The organism is Bacillus alkalicellulosilyticus (assembly GCF_002019795.1).
GTDB lineage: Bacteria > Bacillota > Bacilli > Bacillales > Bacillaceae_F > Bacillus_AO > Bacillus_AO alkalicellulosilyticum.
Map to the genome: position 1 here is coordinate 2,414,948 of NZ_KV917381.1, position 25,738 is coordinate 2,440,685.

Sequence of the window (25,738 nt, forward strand, 5' to 3'; positions counted from 1 at the left end):
TTTCTAATCCATCTGTAATTAACTGTCAATCAATAGATTGACATAAGACGATTGAAGAATTCTTGACTATCTCAGTTCTCTCTTCTCAACATCAATAGATGTTGATCCGGTAAAACTTCAATTTCAATGCATTACTATCTAGTTTTCAAAGATCAAAGCAGCTAATTTGCTTACCTTCTTGATAAGCTACTCGAAACTACTACGTGCAGCTTTGCGACGAGAAAGCGACGCAAGGAGCGCGCAGGAGCACAAGGCATCACTGCATATTCTTACTTGAGAGATAACTCCCTCAAAACTGAACGAACAAAGCGCAAGCTATAGTTCAAACACAAGGTTTGAACTTCGACTAGAGTATTACTCCATAGAAAGGAGGTGATCCAGCCGCACCTTCCGATACGGCTACCTTGTTACGACTTCACCCCAATCATCTGTCCCACCTTAGGCGGCTGGCTCCTAAAAGGTTACCTCACCGACTTCGGGTGTTACAAACTCTCGTGGTGTGACGGGCGGTGTGTACAAGGCCCGGGAACGTATTCACCGCGGCATGCTGATCCGCGATTACTAGCAATTCCGGCTTCATGTAGGCGAGTTGCAGCCTACAATCCGAACTGAGAATGGTTTTATGGGATTCGCTCAACCTCGCGGTTTTGCAGCCCTTTGTACCATCCATTGTAGCACGTGTGTAGCCCAGGTCATAAGGGGCATGATGATTTGACGTCATCCCCACCTTCCTCCGGTTTGTCACCGGCAGTCACCTTAGAGTGCCCAACTGAATGCTGGCAACTAAGATCAAGGGTTGCGCTCGTTGCGGGACTTAACCCAACATCTCACGACACGAGCTGACGACAACCATGCACCACCTGTCACTTTGTCCCCCGAAGGGGAAAGCCCTATCTCTAGGGTGGTCAAAGGATGTCAAGACCTGGTAAGGTTCTTCGCGTTGCTTCGAATTAAACCACATGCTCCACTGCTTGTGCGGGCCCCCGTCAATTCCTTTGAGTTTCAGCCTTGCGGCCGTACTCCCCAGGCGGAGTGCTTACTGTGTTAACTTCGGCACTAAGGGCATCGAAACCCCTAACACCTAGCACTCATCGTTTACGGCGTGGACTACCAGGGTATCTAATCCTGTTTGCTCCCCACGCTTTCGCGCCTCAGCGTCAGTTACAGACCAGAGAGTCGCCTTCGCCACTGGTGTTCCTCCACATATCTACGCATTTCACCGCTACACGTGGAATTCCACTCTCCTCTTCTGCACTCAAGTCTCCCAGTTTCCAATGACCCTCCACGGTTGAGCCGTGGGCTTTCACATCAGACTTAAAAGACCGCCTGCGCGCGCTTTACGCCCAATAATTCCGGACAACGCTTGCCACCTACGTATTACCGCGGCTGCTGGCACGTAGTTAGCCGTGGCTTTCTGGTTAGGTACCGTCAAGGTGCCGACCTATTCGAACGGCACTTGTTCTTCCCTAACAACAGAACTTTACGACCCGAAGGCCTTCATCGTTCACGCGGCGTTGCTCCGTCAGACTTTCGTCCATTGCGGAAGATTCCCTACTGCTGCCTCCCGTAGGAGTCTGGGCCGTGTCTCAGTCCCAGTGTGGCCGATCACCCTCTCAGGTCGGCTACGCATCGTCGCCTTGGTAGGCCATTACCCTACCAACTAGCTAATGCGCCGCGGGCCCATCCTGTAGTGATAGCCGGAGCCATCTTTTAATTTGAGGTCATGTGACCTCAAAGTTATCCGGTATTAGCACCGATTTCTCGGTGTTATCCCAGTCTACAGGGCAGGTTGCCCACGTGTTACTCACCCGTCCGCCGCTAACTGTTTAAAAGCAAGCTTTTAAACAGTCCGCTCGACTTGCATGTATTAGGCACGCCGCCAGCGTTCGTCCTGAGCCAGGATCAAACTCTCCATAAAAGTGAGTTGATTAAGCTCATAAAAGTGTTACTTTCGCAACTTTTTGTCATTTTACAATGACGGGTTTGCCATTTTGCAATGGCAATGAGATATCATGAATCTCTTTCGCTTGGCTTTGTTCTGTTCAGTTTTCAAAGAGCTATTTGTTCAAGTCGTTTTAGCGACAAGAATCTAATAATACCATTTCATCAATAATATATCAACTGGTAAAAACAGGAGAACACTATCAAAAATGTAATTTCAAAAAAAGCGACAAAAATAATACTAACAAACTTTGATTACAATTACAAGCATTATTTCCACTTATAAAAACTAACTCAAAAGTGACAAGTAATAATATAGCATAATATTTATTGTAGTTCAAGATTAATTAAAATAAATCTTTGTCTTTTAAAAAAACGTATGAAAACGAGCGTAATATACAAAAATACTAATAAAAAGCAGGTGAATCCCTCTATGATAAAAGCAATATCAAGTTGGCTTATGGATATGAAGCAGAAAAAAATCGAAAATATGAAAACACTTGATTTATGCCCAGATTGTCACGGAAAAGGTTTTATGGTCTATCCAGCAGAACATTACTTCACTACTAGTTATGAGTGCGCTGGCTGTAACGGTACTGGAAATTTTTCAGAATGGTCTAGTCAAATGTAACGAAAAATGGAGAGTACGTTTTAACAATCTGTACTCTCTTTTTTGACTAGATAACCGCATTGAGTTTTACTTCATCTATATAAAAAGAATTCCTCTGCCTGAAAATATCATTTTTAGTATAGCTGACCTTGAAATGGCCTAGCCGTTTCATATCTGTTCTGAACAACCAACTTCCATTCACCGAAACTAACTCCCAAACCACAACACTATATTTCATCTATATAAAAGGCAAAGAATTCTTGAACATTTAAAATCGTTACATGCGACATCTGTATAATGCCTGAGTAAAACCCAATGCATGATAGTTATCTAGTTTTCAATGAGCTTCCTGATTTCTGTTTTACTTCTTAATGCTTAGTATATTTTTATATATACCTCATTTATAAAGACTTAAACTCAGAACAAGCCTTACTAGCTTGGTCTTTTTTTTATAAAAAAAATGCGCCCATTTTAACTCTTAATATAAACACTTTTTATAGTGTTACATAATAATAAAGTAACCCGTTTCGAAAGGTGGTGTTAGATTATGCATTACGGTTACGGAGCAGGTTACCCATATGGTGCAGGAATGCCAGCTACACCAGTTGCAGGGCATGGTGCTGGACGCGGTTTTGCGTTAGTTGTAGTATTGTTCATCTTGCTAGTAATAATCGGTGCATCTTGGACTTCTAAGTAATGCACTGTTGAGAAGGGCGCGCTTCTATGTGCCCTTTTTTTAGTGTACGTTAGAACAAGTACATACTACATTTAAAAGCTAAAAGACGAAAAGCGGTACTTATGATAAGATAATGGAGGATATATTGTAGTATAAAAAAGAAAGGTGTTATATAAATGAGTGTATTATCAGTAAAGAATTTAAGTCACGGCTTTGGAGACAGAGCAATTTTTCACGATGTTTCTTTTCGTTTATTGCGAGGCGAACACATTGGATTAATCGGTGCAAATGGAGAAGGTAAATCAACCTTTATGAATATCATTACAGGCAAATTAATGCCCGACGAAGGAAAAGTAGAATGGTCTAAAAAGGTTCGCGTAGGCTATCTCGACCAACACACTGTGTTGGAACGCGGGCAAACGATGCGTGATGTGTTAAAAAGTGCATTTAAGTATTTACTCGACCTCGAAAATGAAATGAATGAATTATACGATAAAATGGGAGACACCACTCCTGAACAACTTGAAAAAATGTTAGAAGAAGTCGGAAGCATCCAAGATACACTAACAAATAATGACTTTTATACAATAGATGCGAAAGTTGAAGAAATTGCACGCGGTCTAGGTTTAGATGCCATTGGACTAGAGAAAGACGTAGAAGATTTAAGTGGCGGACAGCGAACAAAGGTCTTATTAGCAAAGTTATTATTGGAAAAACCCGATATCTTATTGTTAGACGAGCCCACTAACTACCTGGACGAACAGCATATCACATGGCTGACAAGGTATTTACAAGAATACGAAAATGCTTTTATTCTTATTTCGCATGATATCCCGTTTTTAAACAGTGTAATTAATATTATTTATCATATGGAAAATCAAGAATTGAATCGTTACGTCGGAGACTATAATCATTTCTTAGAAGTCCACGAAATGAAAAAACAACAATTAGAATCAGCTTATAAAAAGCAACAGCAAGAAATTTCTCAACTTAAAGATTTTGTGGCAAGAAATAAAGCACGTGTATCTACTCGAAACATGGCGATGTCGCGTCAAAAGAAATTAGATAAAATGGATGTCATTGAATTAGCGAAAGAAAAACCAAAACCAGAATTCCATTTTCAGCAAGCGAGAGCAACAAGTAAGCTGATTTTCGAAACAAAAGAATTAGTGATTGGTTATGATGAGCCTCTTTCAAGACCATTAAACCTTCGGATGGAACGAGGTCAAAAAATAGCGCTTGTCGGAGCAAACGGCATAGGGAAAACAACGCTATTAAAAAGTATTTTGGGTTTAAATCCCCCACTGTCCGGTCACATTGAAAAAGGCGAATATCAAGAGATTGGTTATTTTGAACAAGAAGTAAAAAGCTCGAATAATACTTGTATTGAAGAAGTGTGGCAAACTTTCCCTTCACTGAATCAAGCGGAAGTGCGGGCAGCCTTGGCAAAATGCGGCCTCACAACTAAACACATCGAAAGTAAAATTGTTGTACTGAGCGGTGGTGAAAAAGCTAAAGTTCGATTATGTAAATTAATTAATCGCGAAACGAATATCCTAGTATTAGATGAGCCTACTAATCATTTAGACGTTGATGCTAAAAATGAATTAAAAAGAGCGTTAAAAGAATATAAAGGAAGCATCTTGTTAATTTCTCATGAACCTGAATTTTATGAAGACATCGTAACTGATGTTTGGAACTGCGAGTCTTGGACGACAAAATTAGTTTAACTGAATAGATTTAAGAGGGTGGGACATAAGCTTAAAAAACAAAGCTTTTATCCCACCCTTCTTGTTTACTCTATTCCTTCTATTTTATAAATATTTCCATCAATTCCACCTACATATATCACATTGTCTGAAAGTACACCATTAGCTACTACACCTTTTCCAATAGCCTCTTCAGCTACCTTATCCCCTTCTAAATGGTAGCCATGGATTCCTCCTTCAAGCGGATTAGCTCGGACATTCATATCAAAAAAGTAGATGGTTTCGTCTTTTATCAAAGGCTCTGCAAATATATTGTAATTTGAAGGATACGACTGAACCACTTCTCCATCACTTGGATCAATGACATATACGCGTCTAGCGTCTGACCCTCCAATATAAAGCAATCCATCTGTTAGCACAGGCTCACCTGTAAACCACGATCCAACTTCATCCGTATAATACCAAATCTCTTTTCCATTTTCGATATCAATCCCAATAACATCCGTATTCCTCCCTCCGACAATAAGCGTATCTCCTTCCAGAAGCATCGAAGCGGTTTGTGGACTTGACCCTGCATAGGTCCATACTAATTCTTTTGATTGTATATCGACTGCATGAATATCCCCTCTATAATCAGCAAAATATACAACTCCACCCTTTATAATGGGTGTTGTTCGAATAGCGGCCTCTTTCGGGGAATGATATTCCCATATTAATTCCCCTGTTTCTTGATTTAGCGCCAGAATATCACCTGCATCCGTTGCATAATAGACAAGGCCCTCATGCAGTAACGGGGAAGCATCCCTGTAATCCCATTCATCATTCCGTGACACTTGTTCCTCGTCATAGCCAGGATCATGTGACCATACCAATTTGCCACTTAGACGATCAATCCCATATAGGACTCCTTCTGCAGCTACAAATAAAGTATCTTCCCCAACAATTTCACTACGAATCTCTTTTTCAGTATCAAACTGCCATACCGCCTCATTTGTTTTGAGATCAATAGCATACAATATTCCATCATTACTTCCCACATAAAGGACTTGATCAATAATTAATGGTGATGAATAAATCGCATCTCCAGTTTCATAAATGGACTCAACCGATAATTGCTTCAGTACTACCTCTTCGACTTCTTCCACTACTTCTTGTTCCTCTTCTATCCGCTCTGTTGGTACTTCTTCCACTTCAGCACTCTCGTCTTTCATCTGATTACCACTATTTGCTGAGCAAGCGGTAATCGTTAACATCAAAATGAACAAAATGATTATAAAATTCCTTTTCATGTACAACGCTCCTTTCATAGTGATACTGTATCGAAGCGCTTTCAAAGAGAAATCCACCATTTGTCCTATTTTCATTCCTAATAGAAGGAATTTCAATGATTCTAACATAAAATTAAATCATTTTTAGGTAATGGATAAGAAACGAACAATAACGTCCTTTTCTATGCAAAAAAAAAAAAAAAAACACTTCACATTGAAGTGTTTTTTTGGCCTAGCAACGTCCTACTCTCACAGGGGGAAGCCCCCAACTACCATCGGCGCTGAAGAGCTTAACTTCCGTGTTCGGCATGGGAACGGGTGTGGCCTCTTCGCTATCGTCACTCGACTAAAAATATATTATCACATTTTACATATGATTTCAACATTCTTTTATAAAAGATATTAATAAATAAACTAGACCATTCAGGTTATATTACAAAAGAAAGGAGGGTTACCCATGAAAAGAAACCGTTATTTTTACATAAGCCTAGGTTTAATGTCCATATTAATATTTACCTTTACTTTTTTTAAAGTCGATAAGAAAAAAAGAAAATATCTCTTTCCTTTATACTTTACTTTTGCTGGTTTCAACTATATTTTTGAGTATGTTGTTTTAGTGCTTTTACGAGCGTATGGCTACAGCCCTAAAATATTTAATAACAAATATTATGACAATATGATAGGTGCCACATTTTCTCAACTGTATATTGTTCCAGTAACCGGTTTACTTTATTCTATATTAGACTTGAAGTACCGATGGTCATTACTATTCACTATGATACTTAGTCTCACCGAAAAATGGTTTACCTATAAAGGAATATTTAAAGAGTATTGGTGGCGTCTTTCATATAGTGTTATTGGTTTACAGATATTTTATAGTCTTACGAAATATTGGTCAGAATTGCTCATGAAAAGAAAAAATAAATTTGTGATGTACTCAACTATTTTTTCTGCTATTTTTGTGACTCACAGCACATTGTTTTTTTACCAATACACGTTTTTACAGACGGTTTTATTTCGCATTCGGGTATTTCCTAATCTGTACCGAAGTCACATCACAATTGCTACCCTTTATTCAGTAGCAACTTCTATCATATTGTTCATGTGTGTGTTAACAAAAAAATCAGTTGTTATAGTGGCAACCATTGTTATTTCATGTCTTTGTGATTTTGTCTTAACTAACACAAAACAGATAGTGGTAAAAAAACCTATTCACTATCTCTTATCCCCGCTAACAAAAGGGCTCTGTTGCTTACTTGCGTTGCGGTTTCAGTATACATTAAAAGAAAAAATGACGAACCAAAAAACTCTAGAAAATGAGTAAAAAGCTAGTTAATGTTTACAACCTAACTTCTCATTGTTTCAGGAAATAAGGGTTCATATAAATTTCTTTTCTTTTTTACTAAAAAATGGTAGAATTCATTATTATACCTACTATGAGGAGCCTACATGCGATATAAAAAGAAACTTTCACATATCATAATTGTCTGCTTCCTTTTATTTTTACTTCTCTCGTTTTTATCAGTTTACAATCAATTAAAAAGAATTGACGGCTTCCTTATTGACTGGTTTCTAGCCATTACTCCTAACAATGCAATAATTTGGTTTGAATATATTACGATGATTGGTGCTGGGGAACCCATTTTACTACTCACCCTAGGACTCATCCTTTTATTACTGTATAAGAAACATTATAGTGAGGTTGTCTTATTTTTATCGGTAACGTTCGGAGGCTTGCTTTTAAATTTATTTCTTAAAATGACTTTTCAACGTGAAAGGCCAGGTGAGATGCATGTCATCGATGTATTTGGGTATTCCCTTGAAATTGCTTCATACAGTTTTCCAAGCGGACATACGATGAGAAGCGTGCTTTTATTTTCATTACTTATATATATCAGTCATTCTTCACTAAAGCGTACGGACTGGAAAATAACAATTACTTCTTTGTCCATTTTAGCCATTATCCTTGTCTCTATCAGCCGGATTGTTGTCGGTGCTCATTTTCCATCTGATATCTTTGCAGCAATCTTTGCAGCAATTGGTTGGTTTACTTTCTGCATCATGATTAACGAGAACATCCTCTCTTTACTGAAGTATCGGTTGCGTGTAACTTAGGTCTGTTTCACTTCTATAATCTATAATTAAAAGCCACTGAATAATCGACTATTCAGTGGCTTTGTTTTATATTAACGGCAAGAAAAAAAGGGATACCCGTACATATTAAGAGAAAGTCCAGTCGATTAAAAAACATCACTTTATAATGAATCTAACACTTTAACTGAAACCAAACAAATGTCATCCTCATGAGTTTCTTCAGCTTCAATTAATTCTCTAAAATAGTTTATTGTCGTTTTTTGTTCCCGTTTTGCTAGTTGATAATGCTTTGCAATCGTATCACCAGGGTGTTCTTTATTTTTATGAAGGAAATCCATTAACCCATCTGTATATAAAATAATTTCTGTTTCTTCCTCGAGCGGGAATTCTCCTACTTCCTTTTTTAAGGTTTCAAAAATACCAAGAGGGATCGAGCCCTTATCAATAAAAGAAATCTGGTTAGAGTTTACAAGAACCGCTGGTGGGTGCCCTGCATTTAAGAAATTAATCTTATTATTGTTAAAATCAAGAGTCACATAAATCCCTGTGACATAAGATAAAATTTCCTTTTTATCATTAAATAAATGAAATAATTCCTTGTTAAGCTGTTCCATTACCTTATCAGGGTCAATACATGTTGTAATAATGTCCTCAAGTATTGGCGATATGGCCATTCCTATTAAAGCAGAGGACACTCCATGCCCCATCACATCTAAAACGATTACACCATACAAGCCTTCTTTTATCTTATACCAGGAACAAACATCTCCTGACAATTGAGTTGAAGGTGTGTAAATGTATTTTATATCTAGATAATTGTCATGATATGGAGCATTTAGCACGGATTGTTGAACTTTACGTGCAAGTTCAAGTTCAATTTCTGTTTGCATTTCGTACTTTTTTAGTTTTACTGCTTTCTCTTCTAACTTAATTTCACTGCTAATCAGTTGTGAAAAGCCTTCTAATATCGGAATATCTTCTGCCTTTAATTTATATGGATCTGGGTCTAATGCACACAATGTTCCAAACACTGAACCATTCTCTAAGAAGATAGGCACACCTAAATAGGAACCAATTGTAAATATGTTAGTCACTTCTAAATTTCTAACTAACTCTGATTTCGAAGTATCTTTTATAAGTAAAGGCTTTTTTGAATTCGCCACTATATTACAGTAAGATTTCTCTACAGGTTCGTCTACACTTGGAGGGATGTTACACCCACCCTCTTCATTGATGACTTGTAAGATTTTAAATCTATTTTGTTGTGTACTAGCAATAAAAAAAGTTTTTGCCCCAACTGTACGCTTCATAAGTAAAAGTACAGTTTGAGCATTTTCTTCAAACTTTGATAAAAGCTCTAGCATGTATAATACCTCTCTCTAGACCTCGTCTTGTTATTCGTCCTAAAAAAATATAATATCTTGTTATTTTATCATAGTTTATAATACTTTCGTATTAATGATAAACTATATTTTTTGAAGTAAACACTATGTCTTATCCTATTCTACCTAACTTGTCTGATATGTATTTTAAAGATTACGTAAGCTTATTGAAAAATAACACGAGGCCAACCCGTCTTTCATAGGATAGTTATTACCCACCCGAAATTTAATTACAAGGGAGGAGGTTCCTATGAATATATTTTCTCAAAGTGAATTATCCAAAGAAAAAATGGACCAAGAGAGCCTTGAATTTCAAATGTTTCGGATGAGAGAAAAGATAAAAGACATTGCTTTGAAGTGGAATGTAGTTGGAATTGAACAAACAACCCAAAATAAATGGGTCATTGTCTATACAATGGAAGATGAAAAGATGTGTAAAATAATGCTTACTGATTGTGAAAAGCCATTCTCAGGAATATGGGATTATTGCATGGATATCGAATATCAAGATCCTTCCACCATTTTAATAAAGGATATTAAAGGAGAAGAAAATCAAGGATACGGTTCCATTTGCATGAAACAGGTCAAACATATTGCACAAAATAGAAATGCTCAATTTATCATTGGAGACATTGTAGAACGTGACTGGGACCATCTTGACCGATTAATCCACTTTTATAAAAAACATGATTTCTTCGTTGATATCAACCATGAGCAAAAATCCGGACAAGTATTGTGGAATCCGCGATAATAATAGTTGAGGGTGAGACAAAAGGTGTTTTCCTTATGGACTCACTCTCTTCTAAAGTCCTAATTTCGCTAAAATAAAACGTTGACTATAACTGAGGCAGCTCCATTTATTATTCCTTCTAGTATAATTCGTTTATTATGACTAATTATAAAAAAGTTAGATGAAATAAGCTAATTCATAAAAATATGTATTAGCTTTCTATTTATGAGGATTAATAAAGTCTATTTACATCATACAAAAAAAGTTTGTTATACCCTTCCCTATAATGGGAAAGGGTTATAGTTTCAGTAAGAAAGGAAGCATTTTAGAATGGATAATGCCTTATTTGACCAAAGACAAGCTGTGTTAGCCACGATGCATCAAAAAGAACAAGTGATTGCTCCTATGATGAAGCGAGAATTAGGAATCATTGTTTCTGTTCCTAGTTCATTTAATACAGACGTCTTTGGCACATTCACCAGAGAAATTGATCGTAAAGGCGACCAACTTCAAGCGGCACACAAGAAAATAGAAGAAGCTCTTCGGAAGACAGGATTATCAATCGGAATAGCTAGCGAAGGTTCATTTGGGGCGCATCCTGTTGTTCCCTTTCTTCCGTTCAACCGTGAACTCATTCTTTTTATAGATAAAAAACTGGACCTTGAAATCGTCGGACATGCTTCAAATAGCAATACAAATTATGCCCATACTGAAATTTCAAGTAGAGAAGAAGCTCTGGCTTTTGCCGAATCGGTCAGGTTTCCTAGTCACGGAGTAATCGTTAAACATGATGAGATTATCCAAAAGGGAATTACCGAAGAGGAAGTTTTACAACGCGTAGTCTCTGACTTCCTAGCTAAAGGAGCAACATCCATTCACATCGAAACCGATATGAGAGCGCTGTATAATCCAACTCGAATGAAGAACATCGAGCTTGCAACAGAAAATCTCATATCAAAACTAAAATCAAGATGTTCACAGTGTGGAACACCGGGTTTTGAAATTACGGAATATCAAAAAGGATTACCTTGTCAATGGTGCAATAGACCAACCGACCTACTTTTAGCTCATACATTTCAATGCAAAAAATGTCATCATAAGGAAGAAGTATTTTATCCTAATGGAGCATCTTTTGCAGATCCTGGACAATGTCAATGGTGCAATCCATAAGAAAAACCGCAAAGCGGTCTTTTTCTTAGAAGCAAGGAGCGCAGCCACTGCCTCTTTCAAAGTGTTTTACAAGTGCCCTTCTTGTAAAACGCGCGCAGTGTGCGAAGCCCTTGCTCTTCCTGAATTACTTACAAAACATCTATGAGCAACTCAAAATATCCTATCCGTTAAAAAGCATAATTCATGCATATATCTTTATATCATGATACTCTTTTACTACGATTAAAAGGAGGATCCCATCATGTCTGACGATACACAAAAAAACACTCTTGCAAATACACAGTTTTCGGTTCTCGACTTAGCTCCTATTCTAGAAGGAAGCAACGCCGTAGAATCTTTTCAAAATAGTATGAAATTAGCTCAAGCTGTCGAACAATTTGGTTTTAATAGATATTGGCTAGCTGAACATCATAATATGCCTGGTATTGCTAGTTCAGCCACCGCAGTAGTCATCGGCTATATCGCTGGGGCAACTTCAACCCTACGAGTGGGTTCTGGAGGAATCATGCTTCCTAATCATGCTCCACTAATTATAGCTGAGCAATTCGGGACATTAGAATCGATGTATCCAGGACGAATTGATTTAGGTTTAGGACGAGCCCCTGGAACAGACCAACTAACTGCCTATGCATTGCGTCGCAATCAGAGGGTCGATGGTAGTGAATTTCCCGAGCAATTAGCGGAATTACGGTCTTTTCTCCAACCTTCGTCTCAAAATCGAGTAAGAGCCATTCCAGGAGAGGGACTTTCCATTCCAATCTGGTTATTAGGGTCTAGTGGATTTAGTGCAAAATTAGCAGGTCAATTAGGTCTTCCTTTTGCTTTTGCTAGTCATTTTGCTCCTGATTATTTATTACCAGCTTTACAGCTTTACCGAACGAACTTCCAACCATCAGAAACTCTATCAAAACCATATGTCATGGTTGGGGTCAATGTCATTGTTGCTGAATCAGATGAAAAAGCGAAGTGGCTTGCATCTTCACAGGAACAAGCCTTTCTTAACATCATTCGAGGCAAATCTGGAAAGTTACAAGCACCCATTGAAAACATGGATACTGTATGGAGTGAAACGGAACGAGCAATGGTACAAAAAATGTTATCGTATTCTGTAGCGGGTAGTATGAATACGGTTAGAGAAAAACTTCTTGCATTCAAACAGGAAACACAAGCTGATGAATTTATCGTCAACACCCATGTATTTAACCAAGAAGAGCGCATTCGTTCCTACGAACTTCTTTCTCATATAGTATAACTTTCATTACACCTATTATGTTCACTTTGAGGTCGAAACAAAGGATTAAAATACTCTTTGTTTCAGCCTCTTTTTGATACACAACTAACTTACTAAGACCCACATTGGCAGTCTTCATATTCAAGCTTTTGTCTTCTTTATTTACAGTTTTTTATTTCTTCTCCTAGTAACTGATAAGAACGAAGACGGTCACTGGCTGAATGAGTGTGTGTCACAACCATAATTTCATTGGCTTGATAGGTTTTCTGAATCTGCTTCAGTTTTTCTATTAATTCGTGCGGATTCCCAGTTACGATATTTTTCCTCATTCTTTCTATTTTTCCTTTTTCCATTTCAGTTAGTTTGTATTCCATTGCTTCTTCTCTTGAAGGAAGTCCATTACGGCGACTCCCATTCTCTTTTTGCAGAGCACCAATGGTTGTACTTAATGCTAGTTCATTAGCTCTTTCCGTCGTTTCAGCGCATATTGCTGACACCGTCACTATAACTTCAGGCTTTTGATTTTCCCGTAAAGATCGATATGAATCAAAATACTGTTTGATGATTTCAACTCCATCATTTTCACTCATAAATTGTCCAAATGCATACGGCACTCCAAGTTGCCCTGCAAGAATACCACTCTTTTTGCTCGTTCCAAGAATCCAAGGCACCGGCGCACTTGTTGGAAAAGGTGAAGCTGTTACCTTTTCATATTTATGCCCTGTTGGAAAAGAGTCCTCTAAGAATTGGAGAAGCTCCTTAACGGCATCTGGCATGTTCCAAACCTGTTTTAGGAAGTGGTCTGATAAGGCATTGGTTGTCTCCGCTGAGCCACCAGGTGCACGTCCGATCCCTAAATCAATACGGTTAGGAAATAGCGTAGCCAATAGATTAAAGACCTCAGCAACTTTAAAAGTTTTATAAAAGGGAAGCAATATTGCACCAGAACCAATTCGGATTTCTTTCGTTTGCGCACCAATATAAGGTAACATCACCTCAGGAGCAGGACAAGCTAAACCGGGTAAATTATGATGCTCCGCTATCCAATACCTTGTGTAGCCATACTTTTCACCGAGTTGTGCAAGTCGAACAGCATGATGTAATGCTTCATAGGCCGTTTCATTATCAGTGATAGGAGCCTGGTCTAATATACTAATTTTCATCGTTCTAACTCACCTACCTGTACGACTTCCTTTACCTTTAACGAAAACGTTCCCACCTGCCCCTCTTTGTAGAGATTTGTGACAGAAGTCGAGTAATGTGTAATCGTTCCTCGAAACAATATTCCACTGTAAGGAACGTGAACATCAAACTCACCTTCGTACAAAAGCGTAGTTATCTGATGATAGTCGTTACTATCAACTAAAAATTTAACAAAGAGTTCATGAAGATGATTATGAAGCATGTGTTGATACGATATTACTTGAATTGAAGTATCATTCAATACGATTACGTTAGCCAAAACGTTACAGCTCCTTTCACGGATGAAGATAATAGCACTTATACTAAGAGTGTAGCAAATTGATAATTAGACGACAAAATGGGGACTGTAAAAGTTCGGTTTTTAACTTTTACAGTCCCCTCCTATTTACATTGCGCTATATGTTTGGTTAGAACCTTCTTTTATTTAATGATTCCTTCTTCCATTTGGTAAATCGAAAACGAATGCTCTTCAATCGCCAATGCTATAACGGAATTGTCCTTTTTAAAAAAGTAAACATGTCCAAGTTGTTCCTTTTCTAATTCATCCCATCCCCATGCTTTAATTTCATCAAAATAGGGTTGTGGGGAAATAAGCCCTTGTTTACCACCTATATTTGGTATCTTAAACGTTTCTCCTTTGACTATGTGAGGATTGTCAAAGGTTGATTCAAGGATTTCGGCTTTTTCTGGAACTGGAAATTCATCATGTACCGATGATGAAACAAATACGATATTACTTGTGTTACAACCGACGAGTAAAAGGGTCATCATAGATAACAATACAATTGTACGCATAAAAAACACTCCTTACAGGTCTACAATTTTTAGTAACTCGTGAAGCTTGTAAACGGATAATATCGAAGAATCACTTTTCCAACAACATTATCAATTGGAACAGGGCCAATGTCACGGCTATCAATACTATGGTTTCGGTTATCCCCCATTACAAAAACATGCTGTTCAGGGACAACAAACTCCTCAAACGAATATACCATTTCATCTTTAATGTATTCTTCTGTTAATTCAATACCATTTCTAAAAATCTTTCCATCTCGTCCCTCTAATCTATCTCCAGGCTCACCTATTACCCGCTTTATCCAAAAATGCTCGTCCTCTTTCTCGTCTTCGTCTTCTCGGAGTAGTTTAGCAAGCATCGGGCTTTCGAGAAAGTTATCGGTAATTGACCGTTTCCGCTCCGTCCGACTATCAATAATGACCAAGTCAAGATATGAAGGGTCTTGACCAAGTAAATATCCACTCTTAAATATAATGACTCTGTCACCAATACTATCTTCATCAAAAGGGTTCTCCCCATCAAACGTCGGCTCCATTGAACTTCCGCTAACGGAATAAGGTTGAATGACAAAGGAACTGATAATAAGAGACAATACGAGCGCCGCTAAAATCACTTTACTCCAACTGAATAGCTCTTGAAAGAGCATTGATTTTTTCATATATAACACCTTCACCACATTTGACTTGTATTTAACTATCAAACTCTATGTATATTTCGACTAGTCCCATTAAATTCCCTTTTTTTTCGTTACATTTGAGGATATGTATTTAAAACCAGTAGTATTCATTTCTTGTAAACACTGTAAGACACTAGTGAACCAAAACTAAAATCTCTAAATAACACCAAACTAAATTATCCTTTCAAAAAAAGACCAGAAGAAAAACTCTCCTGGCCATCCTTATAAATTTGCGGTTTATAATTTAAAGATTTTTAATTCATTTTGAAGTTTCTCTGCAATTTTGGCAAGCTCATTTGCACTTCCTGCAACTTCTTGAACAGTAGCACTTTGTTCTTCAGAAGAAGCGGCGGCTTCTTCTGTTGCAGCGACAGCAATTTCGATTGTTTCTGAGATTTGTTTTACAGAGGACATTACATCAGATGCATTGTTTCGAATTTCTGAGAGAATTTGCTTTATAACTTCCACACCTTCTTCAGTTTCTTTTACATTCCCAACTATCTTATACAATGAATCTCCGCCTTTTTGAATCATATTGACCTGTTGATTTATCGATTCTAAATTCGTTTCCATTGTATTGACAGTTACAGTTGTTTCCGATTGAATATCACCAATTAAACTTGTAATCTGATTGGCTGCGTTATTTGATTGTTCGGCAAGTTGTCGAACTTCAGATGCGACAACCGCAAATCCTTTCCCATGCTCTCCTGCTCTAGCTGCTTCAATCGCAGCATTTAAAGCAAGTAAATTGGTTTGATTGGCGATGTCAGTGATTACGGTTATAATTCCACCAATTTCTGATGAACGTCTATTCAGCTTTTGAATCGAATCTGTAGCAAATTCAATCGTTTCCGTCACTTTATCCAAGTGCTGAATCGCATCATTTATCGCAATATTTCCTTCTTCTGCTTCGGTAGAGGACATTTGCGCTCGTTGAAGTGTTCGTAACGCCACCTCGTCCCCTTCCGTCACTTTAGAAATGGCTATATCTACTTTTGTTAAAATAACACCGGCTTCATTTGATTGTTTTTCAGAAGCACCGGCTAAATCATTTGTTGTTTTCGCAATTTGTGCACTCATATCTCCGGTAACATCTGCACTTGCTGCTAACTCTTCAGCAGTAGCAGCGGTTTGTTCTGCTGTAGACATCACTTCGGCAATGAGGCCTTTTAAATTGTTCGTCATTTGGTTAATCGATTGAGATAGTTGACCGATTTCATCCTTGCTACGAACTGTGATTTCTCCAACCTTAAGATTCCCATCTGCAATCTCTCGTGCTATATTCGTTATTTCTTCTAGCGGCTTCACACCACGTTTAATCATGAAGAACACGAGTAAGGCAATAATGATTAAGGCAGAAGCACCAAATAGAATAACCGTAGTTTGAAATTCAGAAATCATGTCATAATAAGGAGCGGCTGATTGTCCAATAAATAACATACCAATCGTTTCTCCAGCGGCATTGGTAATAGGTTCATAAATAGTAACTAATCGTTGGCCGACAACTTCTGCTTCACCGGTAAAGACTTGGCCACCTTCAAGTGTATGCTTGGCTACTTGTTCAGATACTTGAGTTCCTACTGCTCTTTCTCCCGTTTCTAACAAAACACTCGTAGTTACTCGTGTATCCCCTTGAAAAATAGTAATCGCATTATTGGTTAATCTTGAAAGCTCATCAACAATGGCAAAATTATCGTTCATTTCTGTTGTTCCTTTGTATAGCTTTCCATGTTGGACAGACCACTCACCAGGCATTTTATAGTCAATCAATCCTTTTGATACACTTAATCCGTCTTGTAAACTATTATTTGCAACTATAAAAATATCTTTCTTTACGATTGAAATAGAATATCCACTGATAATTGAAGCCATTAAAGAAAAAAGAATCACAAACAATAAGGTCAGTTTTCCTTTTACACCTATTTTCATCTAGTTGTTCCCCTCTCCATGAATAAATTGCATCGCTTGCTCCATTGTTTCGAAAATAGAAAAGATTTGCTCAAACTTAGCAATGCTAAACAATTCTCGTAAAAATGAATCTGGAACAACTAGACAAATTGGTTGTGTACCATCGGTTTTCTTTAAGAAAGATAAGAGTGCTCCCATACCCGTACTATCAATGGCTGTCACGGTAGAAAGGTCGAAAATAAAACCATTAGCTTCTTGATTATAAAACCCTAGGATTGAGTCTTTTAAATCCTTTGAGTTTTCATACTTTAATATGCCTTGAATCGTAAATACTTGTACATCTGCTATTTGTTTTTGTTGTACCATTTCATGATTAATTGACAAGTTACCTACCTCCGTTTACGAATCTTTGTTGAAAATCTGTGTTCCCCTTCTTTAGAGAAAGTAAGCTTGTCCACAAGCTCCTTTACCATTAATAGCCCTCTACCTCGCTCTTGAAAAACGATATCTTCTAATCTCAATTCATGTATGTTCACTAAATCCTCTTCTGATAACCCACCAGCATTATCAGTGACTGTTACAATCATATCAACTTCATTCACGGTAACATCTACGCTAATTTCTTCCGAAGTTTCTTTACCAAACTGAGTGTGAACAGCTTCTAGCGAATTAATAAGTAATTCATGAATTGCAAATGAAAAATGAGGTTGAGCTTCACCTACATACTGTTCAATAGCATAGGGAATTACTTGGTCGAAATAAGAAATCGAATCAATACGGCAGGGGAGGGTAAATTGTAAAGAAAGCATTTTAACGACCCCCTTTTTAAAAATCTTATAGTTATTTCTGACGGATAACGTCACTAAATCTACACTTGCTTTTAAATATAAACTATTTTATGAATAAAATATACTAGGAATTTATTCCTAGTATGTGTTGTTTTTATAGGACAAACTTCTAAACAAGTTGTGAGTAGGTTCTCACAACTTGTTTAGAAGCATATGACTGGTTTGCACGAGTCAAGACATGACATAATGATACGATAACTCGTTTTGTCACAAGACCGCCTTTCTCTTTTAGGTATACCTATTGTTCTGTCAAAATCAAAGGACCTTCTTTAGTAATGGCAAGTGTATGCTCATATTGAACGGATAACTTACCATCTGCCGTTCTTGCAGTCCAGCCATTATCATCCTTGATACTAAACCAAACCCCTTCGTTAACCATCGGTTCGATTGTTATAACCATGCCTTCTTTTAATCTCATTCCTGTTCCCGGCGTTCCAAAATGAAAAATCGCAGGCTCCTCATGAATAGTTGGTCCTATTCCGTGTCCTGTAAATTCACGAACAACAGAGAACCCTTCTTGTTCAACAAAAGATTGAATCGCATAGCCAATATCCCCTAGTCGGTTTCCTGGGTACGCCTGTTCAATACCAATATACAATGCCTTTTTAGTTACTTCCATTAACCTTTTTTGTTTTTCTGAAATATTTCCAACTGCATAGGTCCAAGCAGAATCCGCAAGTGCCCCATTGAGATTGACAACTATATCTATCGTAACAAGATCACCTTTTTTTAGCGGTGTTTTTCTGGGAAAGCCATGACATATTTCATCGTTAATTGAAGCACATGTTGCATATTGATATCCATGAAAACCTTTTTGCTCTGGCGTTGCTCCATTTTTAAGTAAATAAGTTTCCACTAACTTGTCAATTTCTAACGTCGACATACCTGGCTTAATCCTTTTAGCTAGCTCTTTGTGACAAGAGGCTAACAACCTACCAGCTGCATGCATTTGCTTAATTTCTCTATCCGATTTTAAATTGAGCAAACTTATCATCCTTTACATCTTTTTCTTTATACTATTCTTATTACCACCCACTGACATTATCACAAAAGACAGAGAAAAAGTTGGGTTTTCGAGGTCACTGAAAAGTTCGGTTTTTAACTTTTACAGTGACCTCGATGCAATGTGCGAAACCGTTGCGTTCTTTAGTGCCTACTACGAGTGGGTTTCTCTTAGTAGGCACGCAACGTGTGAAGCCATTTCCTTTTTAATCATAGACAGAGAAAAAGTTAGGGTTATACTATTTCTGTGTCCACATAAAAAACCTCTGGTCGATGACCAGAGGTTTACGCTATCATATGAAATTAGCCTTTTACAGAACCGGCTGTGATTCCTTCAACAATCCGGTTACTTAATATAAAGAATGCCAGAAGAATTGGAATGATGCTAATCATTAATGTGGCTCCAATTGCTCCCCAATCTGTTGCATATTGTCCAATGAAGTTTTGAATCCCAACCGTTAACGTTTTGTACTTATCAGAGCTGATGAACGTATTGACAAATACGAACTCGTTCCAGTTATAAATCATGTTGATAATGGCGGTTGTCGCAATAACAGGCGCCGTAATTGGTAAAATGATTTTGAAAAAGAGGCGATGGACAGAACATCCATCCATAATTGCCGCTTCTTCCACTTCACGAGGGATCGTATAATAAAAGCCCAGTAGGATCATTATCGTAATCGGTAAATTAAATGCTGTGTACGTTAAAATGATCGATAAAGGGTGATTCATTAATTTAATTGTTGTAAAAAAACTAAAAAGTGGAATGAGAGTAGAGTGAACAGGTATCATAAGTCCAACCATAAATAGACCTAATACTGGCTTACTTAGTTTCCACTTCATTCTTGTTATCGCAAATGTCACAAAGCTTGCAAGTAACACCGTTAAAATAACAGAGACTGCCGTAATCCACACACTATTAAAGAAATACAAACTAATGTTACCTTCTGTCCATACCTTCACATAATTTTCCCATCTTGGATCAGATGGAAGAGCTAAAGGTGCTAAGTTATATACCTCTTGGTTATTTTTTAAGGAAAAGAACAGCAACCAAATTAAAGGAAGGATTTGAACAATAGCAACAACAATTAATACAACATACAACAACCCAAGAGAGATACGTTGCCACAGTGAGCTTGGGTTAGAAGTAGGCTGCGGTGATATCGATTTTTGAGTTTCTAACACTTTTTCCATTGTCTATTCCTCCCTTAGTATTGGACATTATCTTTTGTAGTTGTTAGTTTACGAATCACCCATGTAACGACTAAACAAATAAGAAGGAGATAAAAGCCTGAAGCACTTCCATATCCAAAATCATTCATTCTAAATGCTTGCTTGTACATGAATGAGGCCATTACTTCACTTGCCCCATTAGGTCCACCATCGGTCATAACATAAATCAAATCGAAATATTTTAGTGAACCAACAACGGCCAATACAATGGTTACTTTAATAATTCCCATGATTAAAGGAACTTTGATTTTATAAGCAATTTGCCATGGAGACGCGCCGTCTATTTTCGCTGCATCGATTAATGACTCAGGAATATTTTTAAGGGCTGCATAATAAATCAAAATATAAAAGCCTGCATATTGCCATATAATAGCAATAAAAATTGAAAATAACACAATTTTCGTATCAGCTAACCATAATGGCGGGTTTTCAATCCCGATAGACATAAGAAGTCTGTTAATTACACCATTTGTTGGATGATATATTTTTATCCATAGCTGAGCAATGGCTACTGATGATAAAAGCATCGGGATTAAGTATATTTTCCGTAATAAATTTGCTCCTTTTATTTTGCCTGAGAGAACCACAGAAACAAGTAGATACCCTCCCAAACTAAGAACGGAAAAGACAGCTAATAAGAATGAGTGATAGGTACTTCTCCAAAACATATCATCAGACAAAAGTCTTATATAATTATCTAATCCAATGAATAGCTTCTCTCCAATCCCATCCCAACTTAATAATCCATAATAGCCTGTCATTACGATCGGTATGTAAATAAGAACTAAAATTAGGATTAATGCTGGTAACACGTATAGCGCGATGATAAATTTATTGGACATGACCTTATCCACATTTATTCTCTCCTTTCTATATGAAAAACGGCAAAGCCATATTTGATTAATTTACTTCCAGACATCAATGAGCAACTAATCTTTTATGCTTTCCTATCAGTTAAGAAAAACGACAAAAACGTCTTGTCTTGGCTGAAAACGAAAGGACATATCTAGGCTTGCGGATATGTCCTCTCGTGAATCCTATTATTCTTCAGCAGCTAGCGCTTCTTCGTGCGTTTTTGCAAAGTCTTCAGGCGTTACTTCCTTACCGAATAATGATTGAATCATATTCAAGTGAGTTTCAGCTACTCCCGAACTCATTTGCACATCAGCAAACAATGTAATGTTTGAAGCATTCCCTAGCTCATTTAAAACGCTAATGTATAGCTCAGGAAGGTCTAAAGTAGATGTATCTACTACAGTTGCAGGAATAACTCCAGCTCCTGTTACAGATTGCTCTCCCCATTTCTCAGCAAAGAATTTAGCAAATGCTTTTGCTTCTTCTTTAACATCTGAGTTTTCAGCTACGAATAATCCTACACCAGGTCCACCAACCCAGCTATTAATGTCTCCAGCTCCACCTTCGATCATCGGGAACTTGAAGAATCCTACATTGTCTCTAAACTCTTGAGGAATATCTTCAGTTAACGTGAAGTTAGGAAGCTCCCAAGAACCCATTAAGTACATAGCAGCTGTTTCATTTAAAAATTCTTGTTTACCTTCATCATTTGATAAACCATTAAATCCACGGTTAAATGCGTTCATATCTACTAATGTTTGAATTTCTTTTGCAGCGTCAATTAAAGCAGGGTTTTCAAAAGTACCACTACGGTCAATTGCCCCATTTAATGCTTCAGCTCCACCAAAACGGTCAGCTAAATACATATACCACAATGAACCCGTCCACCGGTCACGGTTTCCTAATGCGATTGGCGCAACACCATTACCTGCTAACGTTTCAACTACGTTTAAGAACTCTTCATATGTTTCTGGTACCTCAAGGCCGTTTTCAGCAAAAATTGCTTTATTATAATAGATAGGTACAATGTTTAACTCAAGTGGTAATGCATATTTTTGTCCATCCACTTCATATGCCTCAAGCGTACCTGAAACAAATGAATTTTCTAAATCTCCATCTAAAATATCATTTAAAGGAGAGAATAAGTTTCCTTTTACATAAGGATCTAAGAAACCAGCAGGCCATGTCATTCCAACATCAGGTAATTGATTGTTAGAAGATACAACTTGAAGTTTACTTTTATATTGCTCGTTTTCAAGTACTTCTTGCTCAATTGTCACGTGTGGGTTGTCAGCTGTGAATTGGTCAATAATTTCATTTACAATTTTGTTTTGTCCAGCTGAACCTCCAGCAGGCCATAAATGCATAAAGTTAATTGTAACAGGTTCCTTACCTTCTTCTGCAGCTGGCTCTTCTGTCGTATCATTGTTAGCGTTCTCATTTTCAGCAGGACCTGTGTCAGTTTCTGTTCCGCCACAAGCAGCTAAAAGTAGAGCAAACATAACAACTAGTGCGATTAGCCATGTATGCGCTTTCTTTGTCATTTCTAAAACCCCCATATCTAAGTTTTTACTACACCCTAAGTCTATCACCCAAGCCATTTGGCAAATAGGTAACTATGATTGGGGGAAATTCCACTTTTATTGGTATCTTGCTAGAATATTTGGTTTTAATAGGAAAATAGATTTTGTCATTTTTATGTAGTGACTTTCAATTAGCTCGTCTTTGTTTCTTGTTTTCTATACTGACTTGGTGTTACCCCTTCATAATCTTTAAACATTTTAATAAAATACTTAGAAGTATGATATCCGACCTCCTCAGCTATTTCTGCCACAGACATCTGCGTTTGATACAGTAATTTTTTTGCAACAAGCAATCTCCTTCTCGTCACATATTCACTAAATGTAAGACTTGTTTGCTCTTTAAATAACACACTAAAATAGCTAGAATTTAAGTGGATATAATCTGCTACTCGTTGAAGGGTTAATCTTTCTTTTATATTTTCATCGATATATGTCAAGGCTTTTTTCACGGGAGGACTTGTATTGTTCTCCCGTGTAACAATTGGTAACAAACGGTCATCCACCACTTTTTGCATCATTCCTACTTGCTCTCGATTTTCATATGCTTTAAGAGCTTTTTGGACAGAATCAAACAGTTTTTGTTTACTAATCGGTTTTAGTAAGTAGTTTTGAACACCATATTGAATCGCCTCCTGAGCATAGTCAAATTCAGAATAAGCGGAAATGACAATGACTTCTGGTTTAGATTCAACGCTTTGGATATTTTTTACTAATTGTAATCCCGTCATTTCGGGCATACTGATATCCGTAATTAGCAAATGTACTTTTTCGTTCAAGATGATATTCAGGGCTTCTTTTCCATTAGTAGCTGTCAAAATGGTCACATTGTCATTACTTGATAATTCCAATGTTTTTTGCAAGCCTTGCCTAATTCTCGGCTCATCATCAACGACTAATATCACTTTCTGAAACTTCATCTCTTTGCCTCCTCCACGGAATTTCAAAGTATACTTCAGTTCCTTTGCCTTTCTCACTTTCAATCATTAACGCGTAACTTTGTTTAATCTGATAATAAAGTTTTAAGCGCTTATTCACATTTACCAACGCCATCCCACTTTTACCAGAGAGTTTCATCGTATCTGTTTTTAATGACTGATATAGCGATTCAAGAGTTCTTTGCCCCATTCCAGCACCGTTATCTTTTACGATGACTTGGATAAAATCTCCCTTTCCTCTTTTAATGATGACCTCTACATGACCTTGTCCAACCTGATTCCCGATACCATGTAAAATAGCATTTTCTACCAAAGGTTGAATGACAAGCTTTGGCAATTCTACTGACTCAAATTCAGCAGGAACTGTAATCTTCCATGTTAAGCGGTCTTCAAATCTAATTTTCATGATTTTCATATATCGTTCGACATGGTCAATTTCTTCTTTTACTAGCACCCAATCCTCTTGTTTATCATACTGAATGGTATAGCGAAATAAGTCAGCCATATCAAGAACATATTCACTTAGTTCTTCTTCTCCTTTTTCATCTAATGACCAATACAATACATCCAATGTATTAAATAGGAAGTGTGGATTTATTTGTGCTTGGAGTGCTTTTAATTCAGCGCGACTACTTAGGATCTCTTTTTCATACACCACTTGTATTAAGTGATTCATTGTCTCAACCATATTGTTATACGTTTCATTCAATTCATTAATTTCCTTTGTTGATGATATTTCAGGGTTCGGGTGTAGTGCTCCTAATGTCCCATATTTAAGTGTCTTTGTTAATTTTTGTATCGGTTTTGTAATAGCGGTAGAAATAGAGTAAGAAAAAATGAGAAACACGAAAAAACCGATAATACATGCTACAATAAGAGCTGTACGTAGTGCCGTTACATCCTTTGTGACCGAGCTAATAGGTGTAAGGATAACGGTTTTCCAGCCAGTTAGTTTGGAGACATGTTCTACTAACAAATGTTCACTTTCATTTATTGTTACACTTCGTCCACTTGTACTAAAAATAAGGCTGACATCCCCTTCAAAATTTGAGGATATCGGGTGAACATCTCCATCTAGTAATATCATATAATCACTTGTTTGACTCGCTTCATTAAATTGAAAATAGGTATCTTTAATTCTTACAACTAGATACCCCCCTTGCGAAAACCAGCGGTCTAAAAGCGTTACTTGTTTAATAGCTAAATAAAAATTCGGGTCATTAGGGTCTTTGCTTATCCATATCATTCTTCCCTTTGCCTCATCTGCCTTTTGGATCCATCTTGGGTCCAATCGACTTGACAAATCAGCCTCATTTAACGGAAACAGTCTTCTTTCATCTGATAAATAAAGCTCAAAAGAATCGATTCCATCTGAAAAAGGAACATAAGAATTGACGACATGCATTAAAGATTGTCTTTCACGGAAGCTCGGTTCAATCCCATTTACGTGATTTAAGAGAATTTCTTGTACTTTAGCATGATTTGCGACCTGACTGGCTAATTTACTGACTTGCTCAAATAATACATCCATTCTTCCACTGGCTTGGACCGCAGTTTGTTGAATTTGTTTTTCTGCATTTTCTTTTAACAAAGTAGAAACTTCGTTATAAGTAATTACACTGGCAATGAGAAGAACGAGGGCCATAACTGAAACAAATACGATTAAGATTTGATTACGTAATGTATTCCAATGTTTAAGCTTAGGAAACATATATTGACAACCTTTCAAATAAGAAACTTAGAGACTATATTACATATTTGCTAAATCCCGTTAATCCCCTTTTTTCTTTATATCCCCTAATGAAATAAAACAAAAAAGACCGTATGAAATCGGTCTACTTTTTACCATAATTAAATAATAGATAGTTTTCTATTTATTTTCAATATA

23 protein-coding genes and 2 rRNA genes are annotated in these 25,738 nt (G+C 37.2%); 8 read left to right on the forward strand and 17 right to left on the reverse strand.

Annotation, left to right across the window (positions count from 1 at the left end; all coding sequences use genetic code 11):
- Positions 1–365 precede the first annotated feature (365 nt).
- Positions 366–1,918, reverse strand: a 16S ribosomal RNA gene (locus BK585_RS12230).
- Between the two features lie 489 nt (positions 1,919–2,407).
- Here BK585_RS12230 and BK585_RS12235 point away from each other — a divergent pair.
- From BK585_RS12235 to BK585_RS12245, 3 genes are all read left to right on the forward strand, one after another.
- On the forward strand, positions 2,408–2,572 hold the full coding sequence (locus tag BK585_RS12235; protein ID WP_245805825.1) for a methionine aminopeptidase: 165 nt from the start codon (positions 2,408–2,410) through the stop codon (positions 2,570–2,572).
- Positions 2,573–3,098: 526 nt separating this feature from the next.
- Positions 3,099–3,248 (forward strand): YjcZ family sporulation protein, encoded by a 150-nt coding sequence (locus BK585_RS12240; protein ID WP_078553697.1) that lies wholly within the window; start codon positions 3,099–3,101, stop codon positions 3,246–3,248.
- A 155-nt stretch (positions 3,249–3,403) separates the two neighbouring features.
- Positions 3,404–4,957 carry an ABC-F family ATP-binding cassette domain-containing protein gene (locus BK585_RS12245; protein WP_078553698.1) on the forward strand — a complete coding sequence of 518 codons (1,554 nt, stop codon included), beginning with the start codon at positions 3,404–3,406 and terminating at the stop codon, positions 4,955–4,957.
- Positions 4,958–5,022: 65 nt separating this feature from the next.
- Here BK585_RS12245 and BK585_RS12250 read toward each other — a convergent pair whose 3' ends face one another.
- Positions 5,023–6,225, reverse strand: coding sequence for a PQQ-binding-like beta-propeller repeat protein (locus tag BK585_RS12250; protein ID WP_170885569.1), 1,203 nt, complete (start codon positions 6,223–6,225; stop codon positions 5,023–5,025).
- A 209-nt stretch (positions 6,226–6,434) separates the two neighbouring features.
- Positions 6,435–6,550 (reverse strand): 5S ribosomal RNA (gene rrf / locus BK585_RS12255).
- A 111-nt stretch (positions 6,551–6,661) separates the two neighbouring features.
- Between rrf and BK585_RS12260 the strand changes: the two genes are divergently transcribed.
- Both BK585_RS12260 and BK585_RS12265 read left to right on the forward strand, forming a co-directional pair.
- Positions 6,662–7,528, forward strand: a complete 867-nt coding sequence (locus tag BK585_RS12260) for a hypothetical protein (RefSeq protein WP_078553700.1) — start codon at positions 6,662–6,664, stop codon at positions 7,526–7,528.
- Between the two features lie 125 nt (positions 7,529–7,653).
- Entirely contained in the window at positions 7,654–8,319 is a 666-nt protein-coding gene (locus BK585_RS12265) for a phosphatase PAP2 family protein (RefSeq protein WP_078553701.1), read from the forward strand.
- 140 nt (positions 8,320–8,459) lie between these two features.
- On the opposite strand, the gene BK585_RS12270 is transcribed toward BK585_RS12265, so the two are convergent.
- Entirely contained in the window at positions 8,460–9,662 is a 1,203-nt protein-coding gene (locus BK585_RS12270; protein WP_078553702.1) for a GAF domain-containing SpoIIE family protein phosphatase, read from the reverse strand.
- A 268-nt stretch (positions 9,663–9,930) separates the two neighbouring features.
- On the opposite strand from BK585_RS12270, the gene BK585_RS12275 reads away from it, so the two are divergent.
- The 3 genes from BK585_RS12275 to BK585_RS12285 all read left to right on the forward strand — a co-directional run bounded on the left by BK585_RS12275 (position 9,931) and on the right by BK585_RS12285 (position 12,832).
- Complete coding sequence (locus BK585_RS12275; RefSeq protein ID WP_078553703.1) at positions 9,931–10,431, forward strand: hypothetical protein; 501 nt, start codon at positions 9,931–9,933, stop codon at positions 10,429–10,431.
- A gap of 309 nt (positions 10,432–10,740) precedes the next feature.
- On the forward strand, positions 10,741–11,580 hold the full coding sequence (locus BK585_RS12280; RefSeq protein WP_078553704.1) for a DUF6671 family protein: 840 nt from the start codon (positions 10,741–10,743) through the stop codon (positions 11,578–11,580).
- Positions 11,581–11,821: 241 nt separating this feature from the next.
- On the forward strand, positions 11,822–12,832 hold the full coding sequence (locus tag BK585_RS12285) for an LLM class flavin-dependent oxidoreductase (protein WP_078553705.1): 1,011 nt from the start codon (positions 11,822–11,824) through the stop codon (positions 12,830–12,832).
- A 137-nt stretch (positions 12,833–12,969) separates the two neighbouring features.
- Here the strand turns inward: BK585_RS12285 and BK585_RS12290 are convergent, their stop codons facing one another.
- The 13 genes from BK585_RS12290 to BK585_RS12350 all read right to left on the reverse strand — a co-directional run bounded on the left by BK585_RS12290 (position 12,970) and on the right by BK585_RS12350 (position 25,561).
- Positions 12,970–13,974: an LLM class flavin-dependent oxidoreductase gene (locus BK585_RS12290; protein WP_078553706.1), complete on the reverse strand. Its 1,005-nt coding sequence runs from the start codon at positions 13,972–13,974 to the stop codon at positions 12,970–12,972.
- A complete protein-coding gene (locus tag BK585_RS12295) occupies positions 13,971–14,273 on the reverse strand; it encodes a DUF3219 family protein (RefSeq protein WP_139367550.1) in 303 nt (100 codons plus the stop codon). Before BK585_RS12295 ends, BK585_RS12290 begins: the two co-directional genes overlap by 4 nt.
- Positions 14,274–14,434: 161 nt before the next feature.
- Positions 14,435–14,809 carry a hypothetical protein gene (locus tag BK585_RS12300; protein ID WP_078553707.1) on the reverse strand — a complete coding sequence of 125 codons (375 nt, stop codon included), beginning with the start codon at positions 14,807–14,809 and terminating at the stop codon, positions 14,435–14,437.
- A gap of 29 nt (positions 14,810–14,838) precedes the next feature.
- Positions 14,839–15,468, reverse strand: a complete 630-nt coding sequence (gene lepB / locus BK585_RS12305) for a signal peptidase I (RefSeq protein ID WP_078553708.1) — start codon at positions 15,466–15,468, stop codon at positions 14,839–14,841.
- 255 nt (positions 15,469–15,723) lie between these two features.
- A complete protein-coding gene (locus BK585_RS12310; protein ID WP_078553709.1) occupies positions 15,724–17,415 on the reverse strand; it encodes a methyl-accepting chemotaxis protein in 1,692 nt (563 codons plus the stop codon).
- Positions 17,416–17,778, reverse strand: coding sequence for an STAS domain-containing protein (locus BK585_RS12315; RefSeq protein WP_078553710.1), 363 nt, complete (start codon positions 17,776–17,778; stop codon positions 17,416–17,418).
- Positions 17,779–17,783: 5 nt separating this feature from the next.
- Positions 17,784–18,203 (reverse strand): ATP-binding protein, encoded by a 420-nt coding sequence (locus BK585_RS12320; RefSeq protein WP_078553711.1) that lies wholly within the window; start codon positions 18,201–18,203, stop codon positions 17,784–17,786.
- A 277-nt stretch (positions 18,204–18,480) separates the two neighbouring features.
- A complete protein-coding gene (gene map, locus BK585_RS12325; RefSeq protein ID WP_078553712.1) occupies positions 18,481–19,227 on the reverse strand; it encodes a type I methionyl aminopeptidase in 747 nt (248 codons plus the stop codon).
- Between the two features lie 320 nt (positions 19,228–19,547).
- Positions 19,548–20,438, reverse strand: coding sequence for a carbohydrate ABC transporter permease (locus BK585_RS12330; protein ID WP_078553713.1), 891 nt, complete (start codon positions 20,436–20,438; stop codon positions 19,548–19,550).
- Positions 20,439–20,452: 14 nt separating this feature from the next.
- Positions 20,453–21,331: a carbohydrate ABC transporter permease gene (locus BK585_RS12335; protein ID WP_078553714.1), complete on the reverse strand. Its 879-nt coding sequence runs from the start codon at positions 21,329–21,331 to the stop codon at positions 20,453–20,455.
- A 186-nt stretch (positions 21,332–21,517) separates the two neighbouring features.
- On the reverse strand, positions 21,518–22,876 hold the full coding sequence (locus tag BK585_RS12340) for an extracellular solute-binding protein (protein ID WP_078553715.1): 1,359 nt from the start codon (positions 22,874–22,876) through the stop codon (positions 21,518–21,520).
- A 170-nt stretch (positions 22,877–23,046) separates the two neighbouring features.
- Positions 23,047–23,832 (reverse strand): response regulator transcription factor, encoded by a 786-nt coding sequence (locus BK585_RS12345; protein WP_078553716.1) that lies wholly within the window; start codon positions 23,830–23,832, stop codon positions 23,047–23,049.
- Entirely contained in the window at positions 23,801–25,561 is a 1,761-nt protein-coding gene (locus BK585_RS12350; protein WP_078553717.1) for a sensor histidine kinase, read from the reverse strand. The genes BK585_RS12345 and BK585_RS12350 overlap by 32 nt, the downstream gene beginning before the upstream one ends.
- Between the last annotated feature and the right edge of the window lie 177 nt (positions 25,562–25,738).

Coding starts and splice junctions, on each gene's coding strand:
- BK585_RS12235 (WP_245805825.1), top strand. CDS start 2,408: ATGAAGCAGAAAAAAATCGAAAATATGAAAACACTTGATTTATGCCCA.
- BK585_RS12240 (WP_078553697.1), top strand. CDS start 3,099: ATGCATTACGGTTACGGAGCAGGTTACCCATATGGTGCAGGAATGCCA.
- BK585_RS12245 (WP_078553698.1), top strand. CDS start 3,404: ATGAGTGTATTATCAGTAAAGAATTTAAGTCACGGCTTTGGAGACAGA.
- BK585_RS12250 (WP_170885569.1), bottom strand. CDS start 6,225: ATGAAAAGGAATTTTATAATCATTTTGTTCATTTTGATGTTAACGATT.
- BK585_RS12260 (WP_078553700.1), top strand. CDS start 6,662: ATGAAAAGAAACCGTTATTTTTACATAAGCCTAGGTTTAATGTCCATA.
- BK585_RS12265 (WP_078553701.1), top strand. CDS start 7,654: ATGCGATATAAAAAGAAACTTTCACATATCATAATTGTCTGCTTCCTT.
- BK585_RS12270 (WP_078553702.1), bottom strand. CDS start 9,662: ATGCTAGAGCTTTTATCAAAGTTTGAAGAAAATGCTCAAACTGTACTT.
- BK585_RS12275 (WP_078553703.1), top strand. CDS start 9,931: ATGAATATATTTTCTCAAAGTGAATTATCCAAAGAAAAAATGGACCAA.
- BK585_RS12280 (WP_078553704.1), top strand. CDS start 10,741: ATGGATAATGCCTTATTTGACCAAAGACAAGCTGTGTTAGCCACGATG.
- BK585_RS12285 (WP_078553705.1), top strand. CDS start 11,822: ATGTCTGACGATACACAAAAAAACACTCTTGCAAATACACAGTTTTCG.
- BK585_RS12290 (WP_078553706.1), bottom strand. CDS start 13,974: ATGAAAATTAGTATATTAGACCAGGCTCCTATCACTGATAATGAAACG.
- BK585_RS12300 (WP_078553707.1), bottom strand. CDS start 14,809: ATGCGTACAATTGTATTGTTATCTATGATGACCCTTTTACTCGTCGGT.
- lepB (WP_078553708.1), bottom strand. CDS start 15,468: ATGAAAAAATCAATGCTCTTTCAAGAGCTATTCAGTTGGAGTAAAGTG.
- BK585_RS12310 (WP_078553709.1), bottom strand. CDS start 17,415: ATGAAAATAGGTGTAAAAGGAAAACTGACCTTATTGTTTGTGATTCTT.
- BK585_RS12320 (WP_078553711.1), bottom strand. CDS start 18,203: ATGCTTTCTTTACAATTTACCCTCCCCTGCCGTATTGATTCGATTTCT.
- BK585_RS12330 (WP_078553713.1), bottom strand. CDS start 20,438: ATGGAAAAAGTGTTAGAAACTCAAAAATCGATATCACCGCAGCCTACT.
- BK585_RS12340 (WP_078553715.1), bottom strand. CDS start 22,876: ATGACAAAGAAAGCGCATACATGGCTAATCGCACTAGTTGTTATGTTT.
- BK585_RS12345 (WP_078553716.1), bottom strand. CDS start 23,832: ATGAAGTTTCAGAAAGTGATATTAGTCGTTGATGATGAGCCGAGAATT.
- BK585_RS12350 (WP_078553717.1), bottom strand. CDS start 25,561: ATGTTTCCTAAGCTTAAACATTGGAATACATTACGTAATCAAATCTTA.